Origin of the sequence: Actinomadura madurae (assembly GCF_047130825.1) — a bacterium.
Lineage (GTDB): Bacteria > Actinomycetota > Actinomycetes > Streptosporangiales > Streptosporangiaceae > Spirillospora > Spirillospora madurae.
In genome coordinates, this window is record NZ_CP083237.1 from 8,396,085 (window position 1) to 8,416,296 (window position 20,212).

At 70.5% G+C, this 20,212-nt stretch carries 20 protein-coding genes; 14 read left to right on the forward strand and 6 right to left on the reverse strand.

The features are described from left to right. The first annotated feature begins 118 nt into the window (after nucleotides 1-118). Nucleotides 119-937 carry a hypothetical protein gene (locus K8Z49_RS39100; RefSeq protein WP_021597357.1) on the forward strand — a complete coding sequence of 273 codons (819 nt, stop codon included), beginning with the start codon at nucleotides 119-121 and terminating at the stop codon, nucleotides 935-937. A gap of 95 nt (nucleotides 938-1,032) precedes the next feature. On the opposite strand, the gene K8Z49_RS39105 is transcribed toward K8Z49_RS39100, so the two are convergent. Further along, nucleotides 1,033-1,308: a hypothetical protein gene (locus K8Z49_RS39105; protein WP_412516548.1), complete on the reverse strand. Its 276-nt coding sequence runs from the start codon at nucleotides 1,306-1,308 to the stop codon at nucleotides 1,033-1,035. 280 nt (nucleotides 1,309-1,588) lie between these two features. Beyond that, nucleotides 1,589-2,470: a hypothetical protein gene (locus K8Z49_RS39110; protein WP_412516550.1), complete on the reverse strand. Its 882-nt coding sequence runs from the start codon at nucleotides 2,468-2,470 to the stop codon at nucleotides 1,589-1,591. 233 nt (nucleotides 2,471-2,703) lie between these two features. Between K8Z49_RS39110 and K8Z49_RS39115 the strand changes: the two genes are divergently transcribed. The 3 genes from K8Z49_RS39115 (at nucleotide 2,704) to K8Z49_RS39125 (ending at nucleotide 6,656) form a co-directional block, all read left to right on the forward strand. After that, nucleotides 2,704-3,897 carry a helix-turn-helix domain-containing protein gene (locus tag K8Z49_RS39115; RefSeq protein ID WP_412516551.1) on the forward strand — a complete coding sequence of 398 codons (1,194 nt, stop codon included), beginning with the start codon at nucleotides 2,704-2,706 and terminating at the stop codon, nucleotides 3,895-3,897. A 253-nt stretch (nucleotides 3,898-4,150) separates the two neighbouring features. After that, on the forward strand, nucleotides 4,151-5,374 hold the full coding sequence (locus K8Z49_RS39120; RefSeq protein ID WP_021597354.1) for a helix-turn-helix domain-containing protein: 1,224 nt from the start codon (nucleotides 4,151-4,153) through the stop codon (nucleotides 5,372-5,374). A gap of 148 nt (nucleotides 5,375-5,522) precedes the next feature. Then, entirely contained in the window at nucleotides 5,523-6,656 is a 1,134-nt protein-coding gene (locus tag K8Z49_RS39125; protein ID WP_412516552.1) for a hypothetical protein, read from the forward strand. Nucleotides 6,657-6,680: 24 nt separating this feature from the next. Here the strand turns inward: K8Z49_RS39125 and K8Z49_RS39130 are convergent, their stop codons facing one another. From K8Z49_RS39130 to K8Z49_RS39140, 3 genes are all read right to left on the reverse strand, one after another. Then, nucleotides 6,681-7,346 (reverse strand): TetR/AcrR family transcriptional regulator, encoded by a 666-nt coding sequence (locus K8Z49_RS39130; RefSeq protein ID WP_021593634.1) that lies wholly within the window; start codon nucleotides 7,344-7,346, stop codon nucleotides 6,681-6,683. Nucleotides 7,347-7,406: 60 nt separating this feature from the next. Continuing rightward, a complete protein-coding gene (locus tag K8Z49_RS39135; protein ID WP_021593635.1) occupies nucleotides 7,407-8,045 on the reverse strand; it encodes a lytic transglycosylase domain-containing protein in 639 nt (212 codons plus the stop codon). 195 nt (nucleotides 8,046-8,240) lie between these two features. Beyond that, complete coding sequence (locus K8Z49_RS39140; RefSeq protein WP_412516553.1) at nucleotides 8,241-8,819, reverse strand: MarR family winged helix-turn-helix transcriptional regulator; 579 nt, start codon at nucleotides 8,817-8,819, stop codon at nucleotides 8,241-8,243. 276 nt (nucleotides 8,820-9,095) lie between these two features. Between K8Z49_RS39140 and K8Z49_RS39145 the strand changes: the two genes are divergently transcribed. The 9 genes from K8Z49_RS39145 to K8Z49_RS39185 are packed head-to-tail and all read left to right on the forward strand — an operon-like array spanning nucleotide 9,096 to nucleotide 18,409. Further along, nucleotides 9,096-9,899, forward strand: a complete 804-nt coding sequence (locus tag K8Z49_RS39145) for an MlaE family ABC transporter permease (RefSeq protein ID WP_021593637.1) — start codon at nucleotides 9,096-9,098, stop codon at nucleotides 9,897-9,899. Then, on the forward strand, nucleotides 9,899-10,753 hold the full coding sequence (locus tag K8Z49_RS39150; protein ID WP_021593638.1) for an ABC transporter permease: 855 nt from the start codon (nucleotides 9,899-9,901) through the stop codon (nucleotides 10,751-10,753). Before K8Z49_RS39145 ends, K8Z49_RS39150 begins: the two co-directional genes overlap by 1 nt. Then, the gene (locus tag K8Z49_RS39155) at nucleotides 10,750-11,835 is read left to right on the forward strand and encodes an MlaD family protein (protein ID WP_021593639.1); all 1,086 of its coding nucleotides are present in this window, start codon (nucleotides 10,750-10,752) and stop codon (nucleotides 11,833-11,835) included. The genes K8Z49_RS39150 and K8Z49_RS39155 overlap by 4 nt, the downstream gene beginning before the upstream one ends. After that, nucleotides 11,832-12,911, forward strand: coding sequence for an MlaD family protein (locus tag K8Z49_RS39160; protein WP_250360629.1), 1,080 nt, complete (start codon nucleotides 11,832-11,834; stop codon nucleotides 12,909-12,911). The genes K8Z49_RS39155 and K8Z49_RS39160 overlap by 4 nt, the downstream gene beginning before the upstream one ends. Beyond that, nucleotides 12,911-13,933 (forward strand): MCE family protein, encoded by a 1,023-nt coding sequence (locus K8Z49_RS39165; protein ID WP_021593641.1) that lies wholly within the window; start codon nucleotides 12,911-12,913, stop codon nucleotides 13,931-13,933. Before K8Z49_RS39160 ends, K8Z49_RS39165 begins: the two co-directional genes overlap by 1 nt. Continuing rightward, the gene (locus K8Z49_RS39170) at nucleotides 13,933-14,970 is read left to right on the forward strand and encodes an MCE family protein (protein ID WP_021593642.1); all 1,038 of its coding nucleotides are present in this window, start codon (nucleotides 13,933-13,935) and stop codon (nucleotides 14,968-14,970) included. The genes K8Z49_RS39165 and K8Z49_RS39170 overlap by 1 nt, the downstream gene beginning before the upstream one ends. After that, nucleotides 14,970-16,043 carry an MCE family protein gene (locus K8Z49_RS39175; protein WP_021593643.1) on the forward strand — a complete coding sequence of 358 codons (1,074 nt, stop codon included), beginning with the start codon at nucleotides 14,970-14,972 and terminating at the stop codon, nucleotides 16,041-16,043. The genes K8Z49_RS39170 and K8Z49_RS39175 overlap by 1 nt, the downstream gene beginning before the upstream one ends. After that, nucleotides 16,040-17,335 (forward strand): MCE family protein, encoded by a 1,296-nt coding sequence (locus K8Z49_RS39180; protein WP_111832006.1) that lies wholly within the window; start codon nucleotides 16,040-16,042, stop codon nucleotides 17,333-17,335. The genes K8Z49_RS39175 and K8Z49_RS39180 overlap by 4 nt, the downstream gene beginning before the upstream one ends. 24 nt (nucleotides 17,336-17,359) lie before the next feature. Continuing rightward, nucleotides 17,360-18,409: a hypothetical protein gene (locus K8Z49_RS39185; protein ID WP_412516555.1), complete on the forward strand. Its 1,050-nt coding sequence runs from the start codon at nucleotides 17,360-17,362 to the stop codon at nucleotides 18,407-18,409. Between the two features lie 16 nt (nucleotides 18,410-18,425). Here the strand turns inward: K8Z49_RS39185 and rpsD are convergent, their stop codons facing one another. Next, nucleotides 18,426-19,031 carry a 30S ribosomal protein S4 gene (rpsD, locus tag K8Z49_RS39190; protein WP_075023389.1) on the reverse strand — a complete coding sequence of 202 codons (606 nt, stop codon included), beginning with the start codon at nucleotides 19,029-19,031 and terminating at the stop codon, nucleotides 18,426-18,428. Between the two features lie 66 nt (nucleotides 19,032-19,097). Between rpsD and K8Z49_RS39195 the strand changes: the two genes are divergently transcribed. Beyond that, nucleotides 19,098-19,928: a DUF2470 domain-containing protein gene (locus K8Z49_RS39195; RefSeq protein ID WP_412516556.1), complete on the forward strand. Its 831-nt coding sequence runs from the start codon at nucleotides 19,098-19,100 to the stop codon at nucleotides 19,926-19,928. Nucleotides 19,929-20,212: the final 284 nt, after the last annotated feature.

Sequence of the window (20,212 nt, forward strand, 5' to 3'; positions counted from 1 at the left end):
AAAATGCGCACCGCCACGTATTGAACCATCAATATGGCGGGCTTACTCTCCCCCTAGGAATCGAGGATCTTCGCAGTTCGAAGTCCCCCGTATTCGCGCAGAAAGAAAGGACCCGACCGTGCAGCTCGCCCGTCCCGTCAAGCGCGTGACCCGGCTCGCGCTTTCCGCCGCCGCCCTGGGCGCGGCGCTGACCGTGGGCGCGGGGACCGCGGCGCAGGCCGCCCCCGCCGCTCCCGCCGCCAACCCCGACCCGATCCCGGACACCTTCGACTTCTCCGACTGCCCGCCGCTTCCCGAGGGCTCCGACCCGCGCCTGTCCAGGTGCGTCTCCGTGGTCGTCACCAGCGGGACCTTCCATGTCGGCGCCTTCGACCAGGCGATCGACAAGCCGATCCGCATGACGTTCGCGAACGCCTACAACCCGCAGACCTTCAAGTACACCGCGGTGTTCGGGAAGATGCGCGCGGAGCGGATGCTCGTCCAGCCCGGCCTGTTCGGCGACCCGCTGCTGACCGCGGTGTACGCGCAGCCCGAGTACGCCGGCGTCTTCGACCAGCCGACGAGCGCGGACTTCCACATCAAGGTCGGCCTGAAGATCCGGCTGGTCAACCCGTTCCTCGGCTCCAACTGCCGGGTCGGCAGCGACAGCAACCCGATCACTCTCGAACTCACCACCGCCACCACCTCGCCACCGGCCCCGAACACCCCGATCACCGGCGAGCCGGCGAGGGTCGTCCGCACCGATCCGCCGCCCACCGTGCGGTCCGCCAAGCACGTCGACAACTCGTTCTCGGTGCCCGGCGCGAAGGGCTGCGTCTTCGGCGGCGGCATCGCCGACTGGCTCGTCAACCAGGTCGGCGGCTTCCCGTCGGCGGCCGGCAAGAACACCGTCATCTTCAACGAGTACCTGGCCCTGAAGCCCTACAGCGAACTCTGACCGCCCCGAGCCCGTGCCCGCGGCACCCCCGCGGGCACGGCACCAACAAAGGGAACGGCCCGCCACCAGATGCCGGACCGCGCCGATGCGTCGGCTCAGGTGAAGATCTCGTCGAGGGTTTGGGCGGTGCTGACGCGTCGTGCCCAGGTGTGGATCTGCTGGAGATCTTGGCACGTGGTGATGCGCTGGCGGAGGTCGCCGTCGAGGGTGAAGCCGCGCGATTCCAGGATGATGAGGAGCAGCTCGATCGCCTCCTCAACCCTGCCTTCGGCTTTGCCTTCGGCTTTGCCCTCGGCTTTGCCCTCGGCTTTGCCTTCGGCTATGTGTTTGAGGGCGAAGTCGCTTTTCCACTCGTAGGTGCCGGCTTGCATGATTCCCTCCGAGTAGGTGTGCTGGCCGGGGAGTGACGACAAAGCCCCCGGCCTTTCACATCGCGCGGACTGCCCGCATGACTGGGTGATGCCAACCCCTACGCGAGTTGCGGTGCTGCCCCTCCCCACGGCTGGGTCACCAGGCCATCCACGCCCCTAGCGCCGCGGAAGCGGCGTCGTGTCGACAGCCTTGGTTCGGACGGCTTTGGAGGGCGGTGTCTCGCGGTGGTGGTGACCCGCCCGCCAGGCTCTTTCAGCTTCCTGGCGGGCGGGTGGGGAGTTAGGTGAAGATCTCGTCGAGGGTTTGGGCGGTGCTGACGCGTCGTGCCCAGGTGTGGATCTGCTGGAGATCTTGGCACGTGGTGATGCGCTGGCGGAGGTCGCCGTCGAGGGTGAAGCCGCGCGATTCCAGGATGATGAGGAGCAGCTCGATCGCCTCCTCAACCCTGCCTTCGGCTTTGCCCTCGGCTTTGCCTTCGGCTATGTGTTTGAGGGCGAAGTCGCTTTTCCACTCGTAGGTGCCGGCTTGCATGATCTCCTCCAGGCAGTCTCGTGCGGCTTCGGAGAGCTGTGACCGCACGTAGTCATGGTACAGCTCGCCCTTGTCCCGGTCCGTGACCTCCAGCGCCTCGGCGAAGGCCGTCAGGACGGCTTCGCGGTCGGGGCCGTCGGCGTTGGCGAGGGTGCTCAGGACGGTCAGTTCCGGGAGCGAGCGGGCCTTGTTCAGGTCGGTGACGGCGGGAGCCTTCGTGAGGTCCAGTACCCAGGGGCGCAGGACCCAGCCCTCGTGTCCGCTTTCGATGGGTTCGCGGCACCAGGTGGCCGTTCGCTTGTTCGGGCACAGGACGAGGAGCGTGACCGGGCACCTGCGGCGGGCGCGGAGTGTGGACAGGTAGACCGGCCAGCTGAAGCGCTTGCGATCGTCCGGCTTGCGCTGGACCTCTACGACGATCGCGAGGTCTGGGCGGTGGGGGTCGCCTAGGAGGACGGTCGAGTCGCACCGGTATTCGGTGGGGTTGCAGTCGGTGAGCGTCTCCGATCCATGGGAGATCTGTTCGTATTCGGGGGGTTTGATACCGGAAACCAGCTGGAGGAGTTCCGGGGCGAGTGCGGGCTCGTTCCGGATCAGTTCCAGTGGCACCTCGTGATCTACGGATGGCACGCGGCGGACGCTATCGGTGTTCGTGTGGACGCGGAGGGTGAAAGTCGTTACTTGGGGTAATGGTGGGGTTGTCGCTTGAGTCGGGGGTGTGGTGGTGGGTTGTAATTTGTCTTTCGGTGATCATGGGGGGTGCTTGGAATTGTCGTTTGGTGAGTGTTTTTTGGGTGGTGATGCGTGGGGGTGGGGTGGTGGGTTACCTTTTATTTGGCCTTTTTGGGTGAGGGGAGGGGTTAATGACGGGGACCCTCGCCGGGCGTCGTCCTGGGTCGATTCCGCCACAGGTCATCGCCATTCTGAGTGCCGAGCTGCCGTCGCTGGCCGAAGAGATCATCGCCGAGGTGCGGCGGTCGGTGCCGGAGTACGGGCGGCAGGACGGGGCGTCCAAGCCGCCCGCGTTCCGGATCACGGTCGAGCAGGCCATGGCGGCGTTCGTCGACCAGGTGTCGGGAGGCGGGGACGGTACCGAGCGGCGCGACGAGCTGTGCCGGGAGCTCGGCCGGAGTGAGGCCTACCAGGGGCGCACGCTGGACGCGTTGCAGGCGGCGTACCGGGTCGGGGTGCAGGTCGCGTGGCGGCGGGTGGCGAACGTCGCGCGGGAGAAGCGGCTGCCGGCCGGGGTCATGACGCGGCTGGCCGACGCGCTGTTCGCCTACATCGACGAGCTGGCGTCGCTGTCGGTCGAGGGCTACCTGGAGGTGCGGTCGTCGGCCGACGAACTGCCTGGTGATCATCGGCGGCTGCTGCGGCTGGTGCTGGGGCCGGGCGTGGCGAGCGGCGCGCTGGTGGAGTCCGCGGCGGCGGTGGGGTGGGAGGTGCCGAGCGCCGTGACGATGGTGGCGATACCGGCCGGGGTGCGATGCGTCCGGGAGGCGCTGGACGAGGACGTGCTCGCTGACCTCGCCGACGCCGAACCTCATCTCTTGATACCCGGGGCGTTCGACGAGGAGCGTGCCGCGATGCTGGAGCGGTCGCTTCCGGATCGCCGGGCGGCGGTGGGGTTGGGCGTGCCCCTGGCGGAGGCGGGCGACTCGCTGCGGTGGGCGCGGCAGGCCTTGGCCTTGGTGGAGGCGGGCGTTCTGGAGGACGGCGGGCCGACGCTGTGCGAGCGGCACCTGCTGGAGCTGTGGCTGCTGTCGGACAGGGCTCTGCTCGATCAGCTTGCCCGGCGGGAACTGGCCGTGCTGGCGGGAATGACAAGATCACGTCGAATGCGCATGACCGAAACTCTCACCGCGTGGCTGGAGGCGCAGGGAAACGCCGTCGAGGCGGCGCGGATGCTGCGGCTGCATCCGCAGACGGTCCGCTATCGGATGCGGCAGATCAGCGAGACGTTCGACGAGCAGTTGACCGATCCGTCCGCGCGTTTCGTCCTGGACGCGGTGCTGCGGGCGCACCGGCTGCGGGAACGGAGTCCGTCCTCGAGATGAACTGTCCTTTATCGGACGCCGAGTGTCACTGCAAAGCGACAGTATGGTGATTTTACTTTCTCTTTGCATTAAGCCCTAGTTGATCTGATCTAACTTCGTTGTGGTCCGGCTCACAGATCGCGGGGGGTGTGCAGGGGTCCCCCGCTCGGCGCGCCCTCAGCGTCACGCCGTACCGCCGACCGTCCGGGAAGCCGGGTGCCCCCGCCCGGCGAAACGCCAGGACCGCGACGGCGGCGTTCTCGGAGGTGTGCCCATGACACGGACTCTGACGCCGGAGCACGCGCAGCGGCGGGCGAGGCTGCCGCGGCGGCTTGCCCTGCTGATGCGGCCGGAGCTGCCCAGTCTCTCCCAGGAGATCATCGAGGAGGTGCGCAGGTCGATCCCCGAGTACGGGCGTCCCCTGCGGGACCCGCACGTGGAGGCGCTGCGGATCGGGGTCGAGCGCGCCCTGATGGACTTCGTCGACCAGGTCGCCAACCCCCACGCCCCGCGCGAGCGCCACCACGAGACCTACCGCCGGCTCGGCCGGTTCGAGGCGCAGGAGGGCCGGACGCTCGACACGCTCCAGGCCGCGCTGCGCATCGGCGCGCAGGTCGCGTGGCGCCGCATCATGAAGGTCGGCCCGCGTCGGCGCGTGTCGCCCGAGGTGATGGCGCAGCTCGCGGACGCACTGTTCGCCTACATCGACGAGTTGGCCGCGCTCGCGCTTGAGGGCTACATGGACGCGCGGCCGGACGGCGAGGCCGAGGAGCACCGGCGGCGGTTACTCGAACTGCTGCTACGCCGGGCCGGGTCCCGCATGCTGGCCGAGGCCGCCGAACGGGCGCGCTGGACGATCCCGGACGAGGTCACCGCCGTCGTGGCCCCGTCGGGCGCACGGTACGTCCGCGGCGCCCTGGACGATGACGTCCTCGCCGACCTCACCGCCACCCAGCCGTTTCTGGTCGTGCCCGGGAGGCCGACCCCCGAGCGGCGGCAGGCCCTGCTCCGCGTCCTGCCCGACGGGCAGCTCGTCACGGGCCTCACCGTGCCGATCACCGGGGTCGCCGATTCGCTGCGGTGGGCGCGGCACGCGCTCGGCCTGGTGGAGACGGGGGTGCTCGGGGACGCGCCGGTGACCGACTGCGAGGAGCACCTCGTCACCCTCTGGCTGCTCTCCGACCAGGCCCTCATCGACCAGCTCGCCCACCGCCACCTCGGTGAGATGGACGGCTTCAGCCCCCGCCAGCGCGACCGGCTGCTCGACACGCTCCGCGCCTCGCTGGTGACCCGCGGCACCGCCACCGACATCGCCGGCGAGCTCGGCATCCACCCCCAGACCGTCCGGTACCGGATGCGGCAGGTCGAGGGCATCCTCGGCGACCGGCTGGCCGACTCCGAGGCGCGCTTCGCGATCGAGGCGGTGCTGCGCGCGATGCGGCTGCGCGAGCGCGCCTCGCGGGCGGGCGCCGGACGGGACGACAACGCACCCGAATAATCAACCGTTGATAATCGCCAATTGTCGTCTCGGCGGGAAATGAGCACCTGACACGGACCTTGACGCGCAGGGTTGATCCGCCGATTCGGCGCATGCTTCCATCCAATTCAGTGCAATTCGGCGGGATGGGTGCGTGGAGGTGCGTTCGGTGCGCTCACGATCGGCTTCGGTCCTGGCCGGGCTCGCCGCGGTGGCGCTCATCGGCACGGTGGGCGTCCACCCGGTGCTCGCGGAGCCGACCCCCGCTCCGAGCACGACCGTCACCGATGAACCGACCGACCCGCCGACGGAGACGCCCACGGATCCGCCTACAGATCCGCCGACCGACCCGCCGACCGATCCGCCCACGGACCCACCGACCGACCCTCCGACCGACCCGCCTACAGATCCGCCGACCGACCCGCCCACTGATCCGCCCACGGACCCACCGACCGACCCGCCTACGGATCCGCCCACGGACCCGCCGAACGAGCCGGGCACTCCCAAGACCCCGGTGCTGTCCCTCGGGCTGTCGGTCTCGTCCGCGACGATGCGCCCCGGTGGCTCGATCACCGCGACCGTGCGGGTGTCCTCGGCGAAGGCGACCGCGACCGGCACCGTCCTGCGGATGTCGGCCGCGGGTGCGGGGGTGAGCCCCCGGACGCAGAACCTCGGCGGCGTCGGGAGCGGCGGGGCGTCGGCGCTCGCGACCGTGCGGGCCCCGTCCACCGCGAAACCCGGGCTGATCACCCTGCGCGCGTCCGTCTCGGCGGCCAGGGCCAGGACGGTGTCCCGCAGTTACAAGCTGATCGTCACGGCCGCGTCCGGGGCGCTGCCGCCCGGGATCAGCCCGACGTCGCTGCCGCCCGGGGTCCCGCCGCTGACCGCGTCCGGCTTCGACCCGCTCGCGGGCATGACCGGTCCGCAGGTGGCGCTGCCGCCGATCGTGCCGGACACCCCGCAGATCGCGCCGGCCTCTGGGCCGCTCGTCCCGGTGTCGAACCTGCGCGAGCTCCCCGACGAGCGGTTCACCGTCGCGGACCTGGTCGCGCTCCAGGCGGGCTTCCTGGCCGCGCTGGCGGTCGTGGTGACGCTGCTGCTGCTCCGGCTGCGGCTGGGCCGCCGGGCCGGCACCCGCGCCCGGCGGGCGGCACGCCGGCGGCTGCGCGCCGCGGGCTCGCGGCTCGCGGGCAAGCGGCCCACCGCGGCGAGGCTCCGCACGCTCCCGCCGCAGCCCGCCCGCGTCCGCACGGTCCGGCCCGCCTGGCTCCCGGCCGGGCAGGTCCGCGCCGCCCGCCCCTGAACGGGGCGACGCGGCGGCGTGGGGTCAGCGGGCGAGCCGGATCAGGATGCGGCACACCTCGTCGATGATCTCCGCGGCCTCGTCCTCGTTCTCGGCGGTGGCGATCTCCCGCCCGGCCTCGCCGATCACCGTGGTGAGCACGAGGCTCAGCACCTGCTCGGCGCGTCCGGCGGGCTCCCCGGAGGACGGGCCGCGCAGCAGCTTGGTGTTCTGCGCGATCCAGTGCTGGGCGCGGCTGCGGCGCATCAGCGACGACCCCGCTGGGCCCTCGCCGTCGAGGAAGAGCCGGGCCGCCTCCCGCCGCTCCCAGCACACCCGCAGGTAGGCCCGGGCCCCGGCGGTGAACAGCGCGATCGGGTCGGACTCGCCCTCCTTGCGGGCGGCGGACACGGCCTGCGCGGCGCTCGCCTCCTGCTCGGCGCTGAGGTCCTCCCACAGCGCCACGTACAGCCCTGCCTTGCCGCCGTAGTGGTGGTAGAGGCTGCCGACGCTGATGCCGGACCGCTCGACGATCTCGGCGATCCCCGCCGCGGAGTAGCCGCGGTCGGCGAAGACCCGCAGCGCCGCGCTCAGCAGCGCCTGGCGGGTGGCGTCGGCCCGCGCCCACTGGCGGCCGCCCCCCGCGGCGCCGCCGCCCTCCCCATTCGCCTCACCCGCGCCGCCGACCTGGCGCGCCCTGCTCGTCCGCATGCCTCCATGGTGCCAGCTCGGGCCTGCCGGGACGCGGCCGAGCGCGGGTCCGGCGGGGGCTCAGTACCAGTTGTGCGCCTGCCACCAGTCCCAGGCGCCGCACGGGTCCTTGTAACGGGCCTTGATGTAGCCGAGGCCCCACGCGATCTGGGTGGGGGAGCTGGTGCGCCAGTCGGCTCCCGCGCTCGCCAGCTTCGAGCCGGGCAGCGCCTGCGGGATGCCGTAGGCGCCGCTGGACGGGTTCTCGGCCCGCTCGTTCCAGCCGCTCTCGTGCATCCAGAGCGTCTCCAGGTCCGCCCAGCAGCGGCCCCAGCCCTTGAGCGCGTTCATCTTCTTGCCGTACGCCTTGTTCTGCGCGGCGCTCGGGTTCGACTTGGCGAGCCGCTCCCGCTCCTGCTGGGCCTTGAGCTTCGCCCGCGCCGCCGCCTCCTTCTTGGCCTTCTCCTTGAGCCGCTTCAGCTCCCGCTGGTGCTCCTCGTAGGCGCGCTTCTTCGCGGCGGCGATCGAGTCGGCCAGGATCGGGTCCATGTCGGACGCCGACGTCAGCTTGGCGAGCATGTCGTTGGTCGACAGGCCGGCGGCGGCCGCCTTCGGCGGCTTGGTGCCGTCGTCCACGAAGCTGCCGAGGTCGACCATCGTCAGCGCCGCGCCGAGCGCGCCGATGGCCACGATCATGATGGTGACGTTGCTGGTGAGCACCCGCCGCAGGCGCCCGCGTCCGCGCGGCGCGTCCGGGCGTTCCTCGGGCGATCGACGCGGCTGCGGCACCCGTGCGGAACGCCGGGTGGAGGGACGTCTGCGCGTGCCGTGACTCTGTGGCATAGGAGAAGACTGCCTTATCGCCCGGGTCTCGTGTCGTCGAAGACCAAGTACGCGGCCGGGACGCCGCGCGGTTCACCCATCGCCGCGTGCCCTGCCCTGGCCCTGGCCGGGGTTCAAGAGTTCCACATCGCCGGCCGCGAGCCGGGCGGGTTGCAGCGCCTCGAACAGGTCCCGGTGCATGCCGTCGAACGCCGCGAGGGCGCCGCCGGAGGCCTCCAGCGCCAGGCTCACCTCGTTGGCCCGCTCCCGGCCCGCGTCGGTGATCTCCACGAGGGTGGCGCGCCGGTCGCGCGGATGCCGGGCCCGGCCGACGAGCCCGGCCGCCTCCAGCTGGTCGACGGTGAGCTTCACCGTCGTCGGATGCATCATCAGGATGCGGCCCAGCGTGCTCAGCCGCGCCCGCCCGTTGACGGAGAGCGCGAGGGTGGTCAGCAGGAAGTAGCCGGTCCGGGTGAGGTCCAGCCGTTTCAGTTCGATGTCCAGGGCTTTCGTGAGCAGCTGGTTGAGCCGCCCGACCGAACAGATCGCCAGGAACGGCCACGGATCACCGCGCAGCCCCTGGTCCTTCCAGCGGTCCCGGACGCCCATGACCAGGGGGTCCACGCCGTCGTCCATGACTTCTTCGATGCCTCGTCGCGCCTTGGTCTGCACCGGCCGATCGTAGCTTCGAACAAAACCAGATGTAAGTACTCGCTTCTTAGACCTTCTTCCAATAGAGTGCCTCAAATCACAGGCGGTGCCGGTGTGCTCTGAAGGGTGCGCGGGGTCGCATGTGGTACCGGGCCGGCCGGCAACGGCGGCGCCAGCGCACGACATGGCGGCGCCGCGCACGGCGGGCTCCGGGGTTTCGGATGGGCGCCGACGTCCGAGCACAAAGGAGGCTGGAGTGAACCTTCACCAACCCCCCTTGGGGGAGGTCACCGGCTGATGGCCCTGAGCCTGACCAAGGCCCCGGACCTGGCACGCAGACGCGTCGAGCGAGCTCTCGACGAGACCGGACTGCTGTGCGTGACCCTCCTCGAAGGGCTGCGCCGCACCTGGGACCTGCGCCAGTGGTGGGGCGAGTTCATCGAGCAGTGCTGGTTCCTGGCGCGGGTCACCAGCGTGCCGGTGATGCTCATCGCGGTGCCGCTCGGCGCGACGATCTCGCTCCAGGTGGGCGACATCGCCCGGCAGCTCGGCGCGCAGTCCGGCACCGGCGCGCTGCTCACCGCGGCGATGATCCAGCAGGTGGCGCCGCTGGCCGCGGCGCTGCTGGTCTCCGGCGTCGGCGGCTCGGCGATCACCGCCGACATGGGCGCCCGCAACATCCGCGACGAACTCGCGGCCATGGAGGTCATGGGCATCAACCCGATCCACCGCCTGGTCACCCCCCGGCTGTGGGCGGCGAGCATGGTGTCCGGCCTGCTCTGCTCGGTGGTGATCCTCGCGGGCATCGTGGGCGGCTACTACTTCAACGTCATCCAGCAGGGCGTCAGCCCCGGCGCGTTCTTCGACGGCGCCACGACCCTGCTGCAGTTCTCGGACCTGATGATCACCCTGTTCAAGGCGTGGGTGTTCGGGTTCATCGCCGCCGCCGTCGCCTGCTACATGGGCATGAACTGCGACTACGGCCCGGTCGGCGTCGGCCGCGCGGTCAACCGGGCGGTGGTCGTCACCTCGATCGTGGTGTTCGCGACGAACTACATCCTCACCATGATCTACCAGGTCCTGTTCCCCCCGAGGTTCTGATGGTCGCCATATCCCCCGTCCGCAAGCTGGGCCGCGCCGTCAGGGGCCGGACCGCGGGCCTCGCCGCGTCGGCCAACCTGCCGGTGTTCCTCGGCCGGGTCCTCTACCACCTGCTCTTCGACATCGTCATCCGGCGCAAGTACGGCAAGACGCTCGCCAAGCAGGTCAGCGACATCACCGTCGGCGTCGGCGCGCTGGTCATCGGCGGCGGCATGATCTTCGTGATCGCGACGATGTCGCTCGCCACCGGCGCGATGGTCGGCCTGCAGGGCTACCCCGGGCTGGAGCGCATCGGCGCCGAGGCGTTCACCGGGCTGGTCGCGAGCTACTCCAACGTCCGCGAGGTCACCCCGATCATCGCGGGCGTCGCGCTGGTCGCCCAGGTCGGCACCGGGTTCACCGCCGAGATCGGCGCGATGCGGATCTCCGAGGAGATCGACGCGCTGGAGGTCATGGGCATCAACTCGCTGGCCTACCTGGTGTGCACCCGGGTCGCCGCCGGCGTCATCGCGCTGGTGCCGCTGTACCTGGTGTCGCTGTTCATGGCGTTCTTCGCCACCAGGTTCATCACGATCCAGTACTTCGGCCTTTCACCCGGCATCTACGACTACTACTTTCACCTCTACCTGCCGCCGATCGACGTGTTCTACAGCGTGATCAAGGTCGCGGTGTTCGCCTTCATCGTCATGTTCATCCACTGCTACCGCGGCTACTACGCGGCGGGCGGACCGGTCGGCGTCGGCGTCGCCGCGGGCCGCGCGATCCGGGAGTCGACCATTCTGATGATCCTGATGAACCTGGTCCTGTCGTACATCTTCTGGGGCCACGGCAGCACAGTGAAGTTGACCGGATGAGCGACGAGACACTCTCCAAGCGCTCCCGGACCCTCTTCGGGCTGACCGGCGCGGGCGTCATCGCGGCCGCCGCGGCGTTCGTCGCGATCGGGTCCACCCCGTCCCACGCGGGCTCCACGTACTACGACGCGACGTTCGGCAGGGCCGGGCAGGGCCTCGACCCCGGCAAGTCCGAGGTGAAGGTCCGCGGCATCGCGGTCGGCGAGGTCGACGACATCCGGCTGGCCGACAGCGGCCGGGTCACCGTCCGGATCCGGGTCGACAAGGGCGTCCGGATCGCCGACACGACGGTCGCGACGGTCGAGCCGGTCTCGGTGTTCGGCCCGAAGGACCTCTCCCTCGACCTCGGCGCGCACGAACTGTCCGGCCCCTTCCTCGACGACGGCGGCAGGATCGCGAAGACCAACGACCCGAAGGAGCTGTCCGACACCGCCTGGCCCGCCTACAACCTCACCAAGGCGATCAATCCCGACGACGTGGCGACGATCCTGCACACGTTCGGCGCCGGGCTGTCCGGCCAGGGGCCGGCGCTGCGCCGCACGATCGAGAACGGCGCGATCGTCGTCGACGCGACCTACAGGGACCGGGCGGCGATCCAGGCGCTGCTGAACGACATCAACGGCCTGTCGGGGACGTTCGCCTCCCGCGGCGACACCATCGCCCGCTTCGCCGGCGACTTCAACCAACTCTCCCGGGTCGTCACCGCCAAGCCCGACAAGGTCTCCCAGTTGCTGGACGAGTCCGGCCGGCTCGGCGAGACCCTCGGCACGAACCTGCAGCGGCACGGCGGGAACCTCGGCAAGATCATCGACACCGGCGGCCAGGTCGTGCGGGTGGTGAACGGCCAGCGCCGCAACGTCCCGGTGCTGATCGACGGCCTGAACGGGTTCTTCGCCCTGCTGTCGCAGATCATCCGCGTCCCCGGTCCGGAGGGCACGCTGATCGCCCAGGCCCGCGACGACCTCCCGCTGGACATCTGCCAGATCATCATCGACGTCTGCCCGTCGACGCCGCGGACGACGGCGTTCGACGCGCAACTGCCCGAGGGGCAGCAGGGCGCGCCGGCCGGGAGGAGGCCGTGAGCCCGCGGATGCGCGGCAAGGCCGCGCGCGGCCCCGAATACACCACGATCCTGAAGTTCCTGGTGTTCGTGGTGCTGACCGGGCTGCTCACCTTCTACATCGGCCAGCAGATCCTCGGCACGAGCTTCAAGGCCCGGTACGAGCTGACCGCCACCTTCGACGACGTCACCGGCCTGCTGGAGGGCGACCAGGTGAAGGTCGCGGGCACGCCCGTCGGCCAGGTCAAGAGCATCAAGGTGGTGCGCGGCAAGGCCGTGGTCGGCATGGCCGTCGACAAGGAGGTCAAGGTCCCCGCCGACTCGACCGCCGCGATCCGCTGGCGCAACGTGATGGGCCAGCGGGTCGTCTACCTGGAGCCGGGAACGAGCCAGGGCAGGCTCGGCGACGGCGACCGCGTCCCGCGCACCCGGTCGGCGGTGGACCTCGGCGACATCGTCAACAGCCTCGGCCCGCTCACGAGGAACCTGGACCCGAACCAGCTCAACAAGATCCTCTTCTCCTTCTCCCAGGCGCTGGAGGGCAACGAGCAGAACATCTCGCTGCTCACCGACAACCTGGACCTGCTGCTGCAGACGTTCGCGGCCCGGAAGAAGACGATCAAGGGGATGATCGACGACTACGAGACGGTGAGCGACGCGATCGCCACCCGGGACCGGCAGATCGCCGCCAGCGTCGACAACCTGGAGTCGCTGACCAAGGTGTTCGCCGGCAACCGCAGGCTGCTGGAGAGCGCGGTCGTGGAGATCTCCGGCGTCACCACCAACCTCAACGCGGTCCTCGGCGGCAACGACGCGCAGCTCGCCCGCATCATCCAGAACCTCGGCAGGTTCAGCGAGACGTTCCGGCTGAACGTCGACCAGCTGGAGAAGATGGTGCAGCAGCTGCCGCTGACGCTACGGCAGCTGTTCTCTACCGCGAACGGCGGCCACTTCCTGCGCACCAACGCCCTCTGCCTCAACGTCGTGCAGGGCCCGTGCCCGTTCCCGATGGAGCTGCCGAAGGCCCCCGGTACGGGCCAGCCCAGCAAGGACGATCTGGACAAGCTGCGGAAGATGCTGCTGGGGGTGGGCGGCTGATGGCGCTGAAATCCCTGCGGGACGTCAACCACAAGGTCGTCGCGATCGTCACCCTGTCCGCGCTCGCCGCCGGCTGCGTGTTCGCGTTCGCCATCGGCCAGCTGCACCTGCTGGACCGCGGCTACACGATGAGCGGCGAGTTCAGCGACGCGGCCGGGCTGAAGAAGGGCCAGGACGTGCGGGTGGCCGGCGTGAAGTCCGGCCGGATCACCTCGGTCGAGCCCGACTTCCGGCACGGCAAGGTCATCGTCACCTGGCATGTGAACGCCGGCATCGACCTCGGGCCGAAGACCCGCGCCGACATCCAGACGACGACGCTGCTCGGCGGCCGGTACCTGCGGCTGTCCGGCCCGGTCTCCAAGCCCTACATGGCGGACGTGCCCGAGTCGAAACGGCGGATCGCGCTGGCGAACACAAGCGTGCCGTTCACCGTCCCGGAGGCCCTGGAGGGCGCGCAGAACATCGTCGGCAAGCTCGACCAGAAGAGCATCGACCGGCTGCTCACCCAGGTCAACCGGATCAGGTCGCCGGGCGCGGCGAAGCTGCACCGGATCCTGGTCAACATCCAGGAGCTGTCCCGGACGCTGAACGACTCCTACCCGCAGATCCAGAGGCTGATCGAGAACAGCAAGACGATCACCGGCACGCTGGCCGGGAAGGACCAGGAGCTCCGCGAGATCATCAACGCCAGCCAGGTGCTGCTGCAGACGCTGGTCCGCCGCCGCAACGAGCTGGCCGCGACGATCGGGCAGGGCAACCGCACCGTCCGGACGCTGTCCAACGTGATCTCCAAGAACCAGAAGCAGCTCGACACGCTCCTGGACAACCTGCACCTGCTGACCACGCGGCTCGCGCCGAACATGGACGCGCTGAACACCGACTTCTCGCTGCTCGGGCCGACGTTCCAGCAGGTCGCCAACCTCAAGGGCAACGGCCAGTACATCGAGGGCCTGCTCACCGGGCTCGGCCCGCTGCAGCCGCCCGGCCCGATCTCCACGCGGCGACCGCAGGGAGGCAACTGATGGCCCGCCAGAGCCGGACGAGGGGGATCGCCGTCGCGCTCGGCCTCGCCATGACCGCCTCGCTCGGCGGCTGCTCGCTCGCCCCGTCCGCGAGCGGCGACCGCACCATGGTGGTCTACGTCCCGAAGGCCCGCTCCTTCTACGAGGAGTCGAAGGTCAAGGTCATGGGCGCCGACGTCGGCCTCGTCGACAAGGTGGAGAGCCAGGGCGACAGGGTCAAGGTGACATTCCACCTGCGCCGGGACGTCCCGCTGCCGAAGGGCGTGCAGGCGTCGATCGTCCCGCTGAACCTGATCGGCGAGCGCAACCTCGTCCTGCACCCGGCGTGGAGGCCGGGGCAGCCGAAGGAGACCGCCGACGTCATCCCGATCGAGCGCACCCACGTGCCGGTCGAGGTGGACGACGCGCTCAGCTCGTTCACCAACCTGGCGAACGCGCTCGACCCGACCAAGATGCAGCAGGCGCTCGGCACCGCCGCCGACACCGTCCGGGGCAACGGCAAGGAGTTCAACGCCACCCTCGAACAGAGCGCCCGCCTCGTCGAGAACGTCGCGGGGCAGGACAAGGAGCTGATCGAGGTCGCGCGGAACCTCAGCCGGCTGGCCGGGGTGGTGCGCGGGCGCGAGCAGGTCCTCGGCTCGGTGATCCGCGACTTCGGGACCGCGAGCCAGGTGCTCAGCTCCGAGCGCGGCGAGCTGCAGCAGCTGATCAGCGGCGTCCTGGAGCTGTCGAAGAACGGCGACAAGCTGCTGAAGAAGTACAAGGGGACGCTGCCGTACGACCTGGCCGTCCTCACCAGGACCGCGCTGGTCCTCAAGGGCAACGCCAAGCAGCTGGCCCAGCTGCTCAACGTGCTGCCCGGCATCAACGAGGCGCTCATCGGCGGCTACAACCCGAAGAACAAGTCGCTGCAGATCCGCTTCGCCACGGACGCGTTCCTGCGCACGTGGCTCAAGGGCCTGATGAACAGCGACGAGGTCGACTGCCCGCTGCCACCGCCCAACTCCAACTGTCCCTGGCAGAACGGAGGCAACTGATGGGCCGGAGCAGACTGCTGGTGGTGCTCATCACGGCCGTGGCGCTCGCCGTTTCCGGCTGCTCCTACAAGACGGCGGGCGCCCCGAAGGGCGACCTGACGCTGACCGCCACGTTCGATGACGCGCAGGGCCTCGTCGCGGGGCACAGCGTGAAGATGTCCGACATCACGATCGGCACCGTCACCAAGGTCGAGCTCGCCGGCTACCGGGCGAAGGCGACGCTGTCCATCGAGGACGACGTCAAGATCCCCAAGGGCACCCGCGCCGAGATCAAGGTGACGTCGCTGCTCGGCGAGAACTACGTCGAGCTGCAGATGGCGCCCGGCGCGAGCATGGACCGCGGGCCGTTCCTCGCGACGGGCGCCGCGATCACCGACACCAGCGTCCAGCCGGCGTTCGAGCAGGTCGTCGGGCAGGCCGGGCCGCTGATCCAGGCGCTGGCCGGGGACGACGTGGCGACCGTGGTGAACGCCGGGGCGACCGCCCTGGACGGCAACGGCACGAAGCTCAACACGACGATCGCGCAGGCGGGCGCGCTGCTGCGGATGTTCGCCGAGCAGCGCCGGGAGCTGGGCGAGTCGGTGGACCGGTTCGCCAGGCTCGGGCGGTCGCTGGCCAAGGGGAGCGACGCGCTGAGCGAGACCCCCGAGCAGCTCGAACGCACCACCCGGCTGCTGAACGACGACAAAGACAAGATCATCAAGACGGTCGACCGGCTCACCATGATGGCCCGCGAGCTGAACGACAAGGTGCTGGAGGGACGCATCGGGAGGTTCCGCGCCCTGCTGCGGGACCTCGACCCCGTCCTGCAGCAGCTCGGCGACAACCGCAAGCGGCTCACCGACCTGGTGAACAGCCTGGTGACGTTCACCGAGAAGATCCCGCGGGCCAGCTACGACGGCCAGCTGCTGCTCTACCCGATCCTCCGGATCGTCTGGCCGGACGGGACGCCGATCTTCCCCGGCCTCAGCGAGCCGCCGCGGAAGAAGAAGTCCGCCGGGACACCGGAACTCCCCGATGAGCTCCAGGGCGCCCTGCCGGACCTCAACGAGCTCCTGGAGCCGCGCCGATGACCAGACGACTGACGATCAACCTGGTGGCCTTCGGCGTGCTCGCCGCGGTGATGGTCGTGTGGGCGTTCAACAACGTCATCCGGTTCGACTTCATCGACCGGCCGTACAACATCACGGTGGAGTTCGAGTCCTCGCCCGGCCTGCACCCGAACTTCGAGGTCGACTACCTCGGCCTGCGGATCGGCAAGATCGACTCGGTGCGGCTGGAGCGGAACAAGGTCGTCGTCAAGCTCGACATCGAGCGCGGCGTCAAGATTCCGCAGGGCGTCACCGCCGCCGCGGCGCGCAAGTCGGCGGTCGGCGAGCCGGTCGTCGAGCTGACGCCGGGGGCCGGGAAGAGCGACGCCCCGGCGATGAAGCCGGGAACCGTCATCCCGGTGTCGCAGACCAAGGTGCCGCCGAAGTACGGCGACCTGTTCGGCGCGGTCATCGACTCGCTCAAGGCGATCAACCCCGACGACGCGAAGGTCCTCACCCACGAGCTGGCCGAGGGCTGGGCGGGGCGCGAGGACTCGCTCCGTCAGATCATCAACGGCGGCGACGACCTCACGCAGACGTTCGCGGAGAACACCGAGCTGCTCGACGGCCTGACCAAGGACCTCGGCCGCATCACGCACGTGCTGAACCAGAACCGCGGGTCGCTCGGCGCCGGCGTCGACAACCTCGCCGCCCTGACCGCGGCGCTCAGCCAGGTCCGCGGGCAGATCGCCGAGCTGCGCGACCGCGGGCCGGGCCTGCTGAAGACGGTCAACGGCCTGCTCGACAAGACCGCCCCCGACTTCGGGTGCACCGTGGACATGCTCGGGAACCTGGGCGTGGCGGGGTACAACCCGGACTACCTGAGCGACCTGCGGCAGATCCTCGTGCTGGCGCCGCAGCTGCGGGTCGTCCTCGACAACGTGATCGGGCGGGACCAGGGCAAGCCCGTGCTGAACGTCGTCTTCCAGGTCACGACGAAGAGGCTCGCGGCGCTGGAGTACAAGTACCCGCTCGCGCAGCCGCGGGTGAACAAGGTGCCGACCTGCCCCGGCGGGCGGACCCCGGCGGCGACCGAGCAGAAGCCGTACAAGGCCAAGAACCCGGGCGAGACGATCCCGACGCACGACCCGGCGCTCAACGAGCAGGGCGTCCAGGCCAGGAAGGCCGCGAACAACGACGGCTCTTCTGGCGGCCCGCCGGTGTGGCTGGTGTACATTCCTCCGGTCATCGCCCTGCTGATCCTGATCAGGGTCATGATGGGCTCGGTGCCCGTGGTGTCCCGCCTGTCCCGACGGCGTCGGAACAAGGACTGACCCCAACCCCGAGGAGTGCCCGAAGTGACAGCCAAGACCGGCAAGCACGACGTCGACGAGGTCGAGGCGGTCCCGGCCGGCGAGGAGACGGCGGCCGGAGAGGCGGCGGCCGAGGAGACCGAGGCCGTGGAGAGGCCGGCGAAGCCCGCCGCCAAGCGAAGGCGCCGGGTGCGGGTCATCGAGGTCATCGACGACGAGGACCTCGACGAGGTCCTGGAGGCGCTCGACGCCGAGGACGAGGCGGACGGCGAGGCGGAGGACGAGCCCCCGGCGCGTCCGGCCAAGGCCGCCAGACCGGCGGTGAAGACGACCAAGGCGACCACGACCAAGGCGACCACGACCAAGGGGGCGGCAACCGAGGCGACGACCGCCGCGAAGCCGCGTCCGTCCCGCCTCGAACCTCCGGAGGAGGAGGCCGAGGAGGAGGCGCCGAAGAAGGCCCCGGCCCGCGCGAGCGCGGTGCGGGTGGACGAGCGGCCGGGGATCCTCGGTCTCGGCGTGCCGCAGGCGGTCGTGGTGGTCGTCCTGGTCGCGCTGCTGGCGAGCCTGGCGATCTGGCAATGGAGGAGCGCGAGCTCGGCGTCCGGCAAGCAGGAGGAGCGGGACGCCGTCGCCAAGGTCGCCTCCGCCTACGGCGACGTCGCGCTGAACTACAACGCGCAGAACTACCAGACGCAGATGGACAAGGCGCAGAAGCTCATGGGCGGCGACCTGCTGGAGAGCTTCAAGAGCACGACGCTCCCCAGCCTCGGCGAGACGTTCAAGAACAACCCCGAGCTGTCGCTGACGTCCAAGACCAACCAGGTCTTCGTGGGCACCGTCGACGGGAAGTTCGCCTCGGCCGTCGTCATGGTCGACATCGACGTCCGGATGAAGGACGGCGCCACCGCCGCCCCCGCCACGCTGCTCCGGCTGGCCCTCGCCAAGATCGACGGTTCCTGGAAGGTCACCAAGCAGTACGCGTCCGGGACCAACGACCAGAACCAGAACCAGCAGGGGCAGCTCCCGGCCGTCCCGGGCGGCGGGGCATCGGAGTCGCCGAAGGCGGAGACGAGCGAGAAGCCCAAGAACTAGGAACGCCCGCCGCGCCTCAGCGGGAGTAGTGCTCGACGACGAGCTGCTCGTCGCAGATGACGGGGATCTCGCTCCGCGCGGGCAGCCGGGTGAGCTGCGCGGCGAGCGCGTCGTGCCGGACGTCCAGGTAGGGCGGGACGGTCTCGGCGTGCCCGCCGGCCGCGGCGACCTGGAACGGGACCATCGAGCGGCTCCGCTCGGCGACCGTGATCACGTCGCCGGGGCGCAGCCGGTACGACGGGCGGTCGACGCGGCGCCCGTTCACCAGCACGTGCCGGTGCACGACGAACTGCCGCGCCTGGTAGATCGTGCGGGCGAAGCCGGCGCGCAGGACGAGCGCGTCCAGCCGGCGTTCGAGGTCGACGAGCAGGGCCTCGCCGGTCTTCCCCTCCGCCTTCGCCGCCTTGGCGAACGCGTTGCGGAGCTGCGCCTCGCGGATGTTGTACTGCGCGCGCAGCCGCTGCTTCTCGCGCAGCCGCACCTTGTAGTCGGTCTCCTGCTTGCGGGCGCGGCCGTGCACCCCGGGCGGGTAAGGGCGGGCCTCGAAGTACTTCACGCTCTTCGGCGTCAGCGGAATCCCGAGCGCCCGCGAGATCCGCACCTTGGGACGGGGGTTGTTCATCACGCTCCTTGGTGGTTAGGTATGCCTAAGTTAGGTAAGCCTAACCTCTCACGTCAAGGAGGCACGGTGCGGCGAGCGGAGACCAGGCAGGTCACGGAGGGGCCGACGGCGGCGGAGCGGGCGCGGACCCTCGCCTACGGCATGGCGGACGGGGTCCTCGTCGCGCCGGGCGTGCCCTACGCGCCCGTCCCGGCGCACACGACCGACCGCGACGGCAGGCCGCTGCTGCTCGTCCCGGCCGCCTCGCCGATCGTGGCGGCGCTGAGGGCCGAGCCGGAGGACGTCCCCGCCACGCTGCGGATCTCCGACGTCGCCCCCGTCACCTTCCCCGACCGGGTGCGCGGCTGGGCCTGGCTGCACGGCTGGCTGACCGAGGTCCCGGACGGCGAGCTGCGCGCCGCCGCCCTCCGCCTCTCGCACGCCCACCCGCGTCCTGAACTGCTCGACCTCGGCGCCGACGCTCTTCGAGGGGGGACGACCCCGCACACCCCCCGGAGCGCCTCCGGCGCCGAGAGGGACGGCGTCCGGGAGTGGACGATCCTGGCCCTCGAAGTCGCGCAGGTCGAGATCGACGACACGTGGGGGAGCGCCACCCTGGAGCCCGAGGAGTACGCGGACGCCGCCCCCGACCCGTTCGTCGCCGTCGAGGCGGGCATCCTCACCCACCTGGACGCCGCCCACCGGGACGAGCTGCCGCGACTGCTGCCCGAGTCCGTCCCCGGCGGGCCGGTCCGGCCGCTGGCGCTCGACCGGTACGGCATGTGGCTGCGCTGCTCCGCCCCGCCACCGGACGGGGCCCCGTCGTTCGACGTGCGGCTCGCGTTCCCCTCGCCCGTCAGTGATCTCCACGGTCTGCGGTGCGTGTACCGGCGGCTGTTCGCCCGCGCGACCCCGTAACCGGTACGTAGTACTCGCGCCCGCGGCCCCGTAGGGCCCGTCCGGCATTTGGCGGTGGTACCCCGGATGGCGGGAGGGGCCCTCGCCGGGTGATGCTCGGGTCTCCGGCCGAGGGACGCCGATCGCCACCCCGTCCGGGACGACCCCGATCGCCGGTCCGCCCTCGCGGGGTGGGTGGGCAGGCGGCGGGACCGTACCGGGCGGCCGGCGGCGCCGGCGCCCCGGCCGGGCCGGTGGTCCGGCTCCGCGACGCACGGCAGCGGGGGGCGTGGTCCGGGCCACTG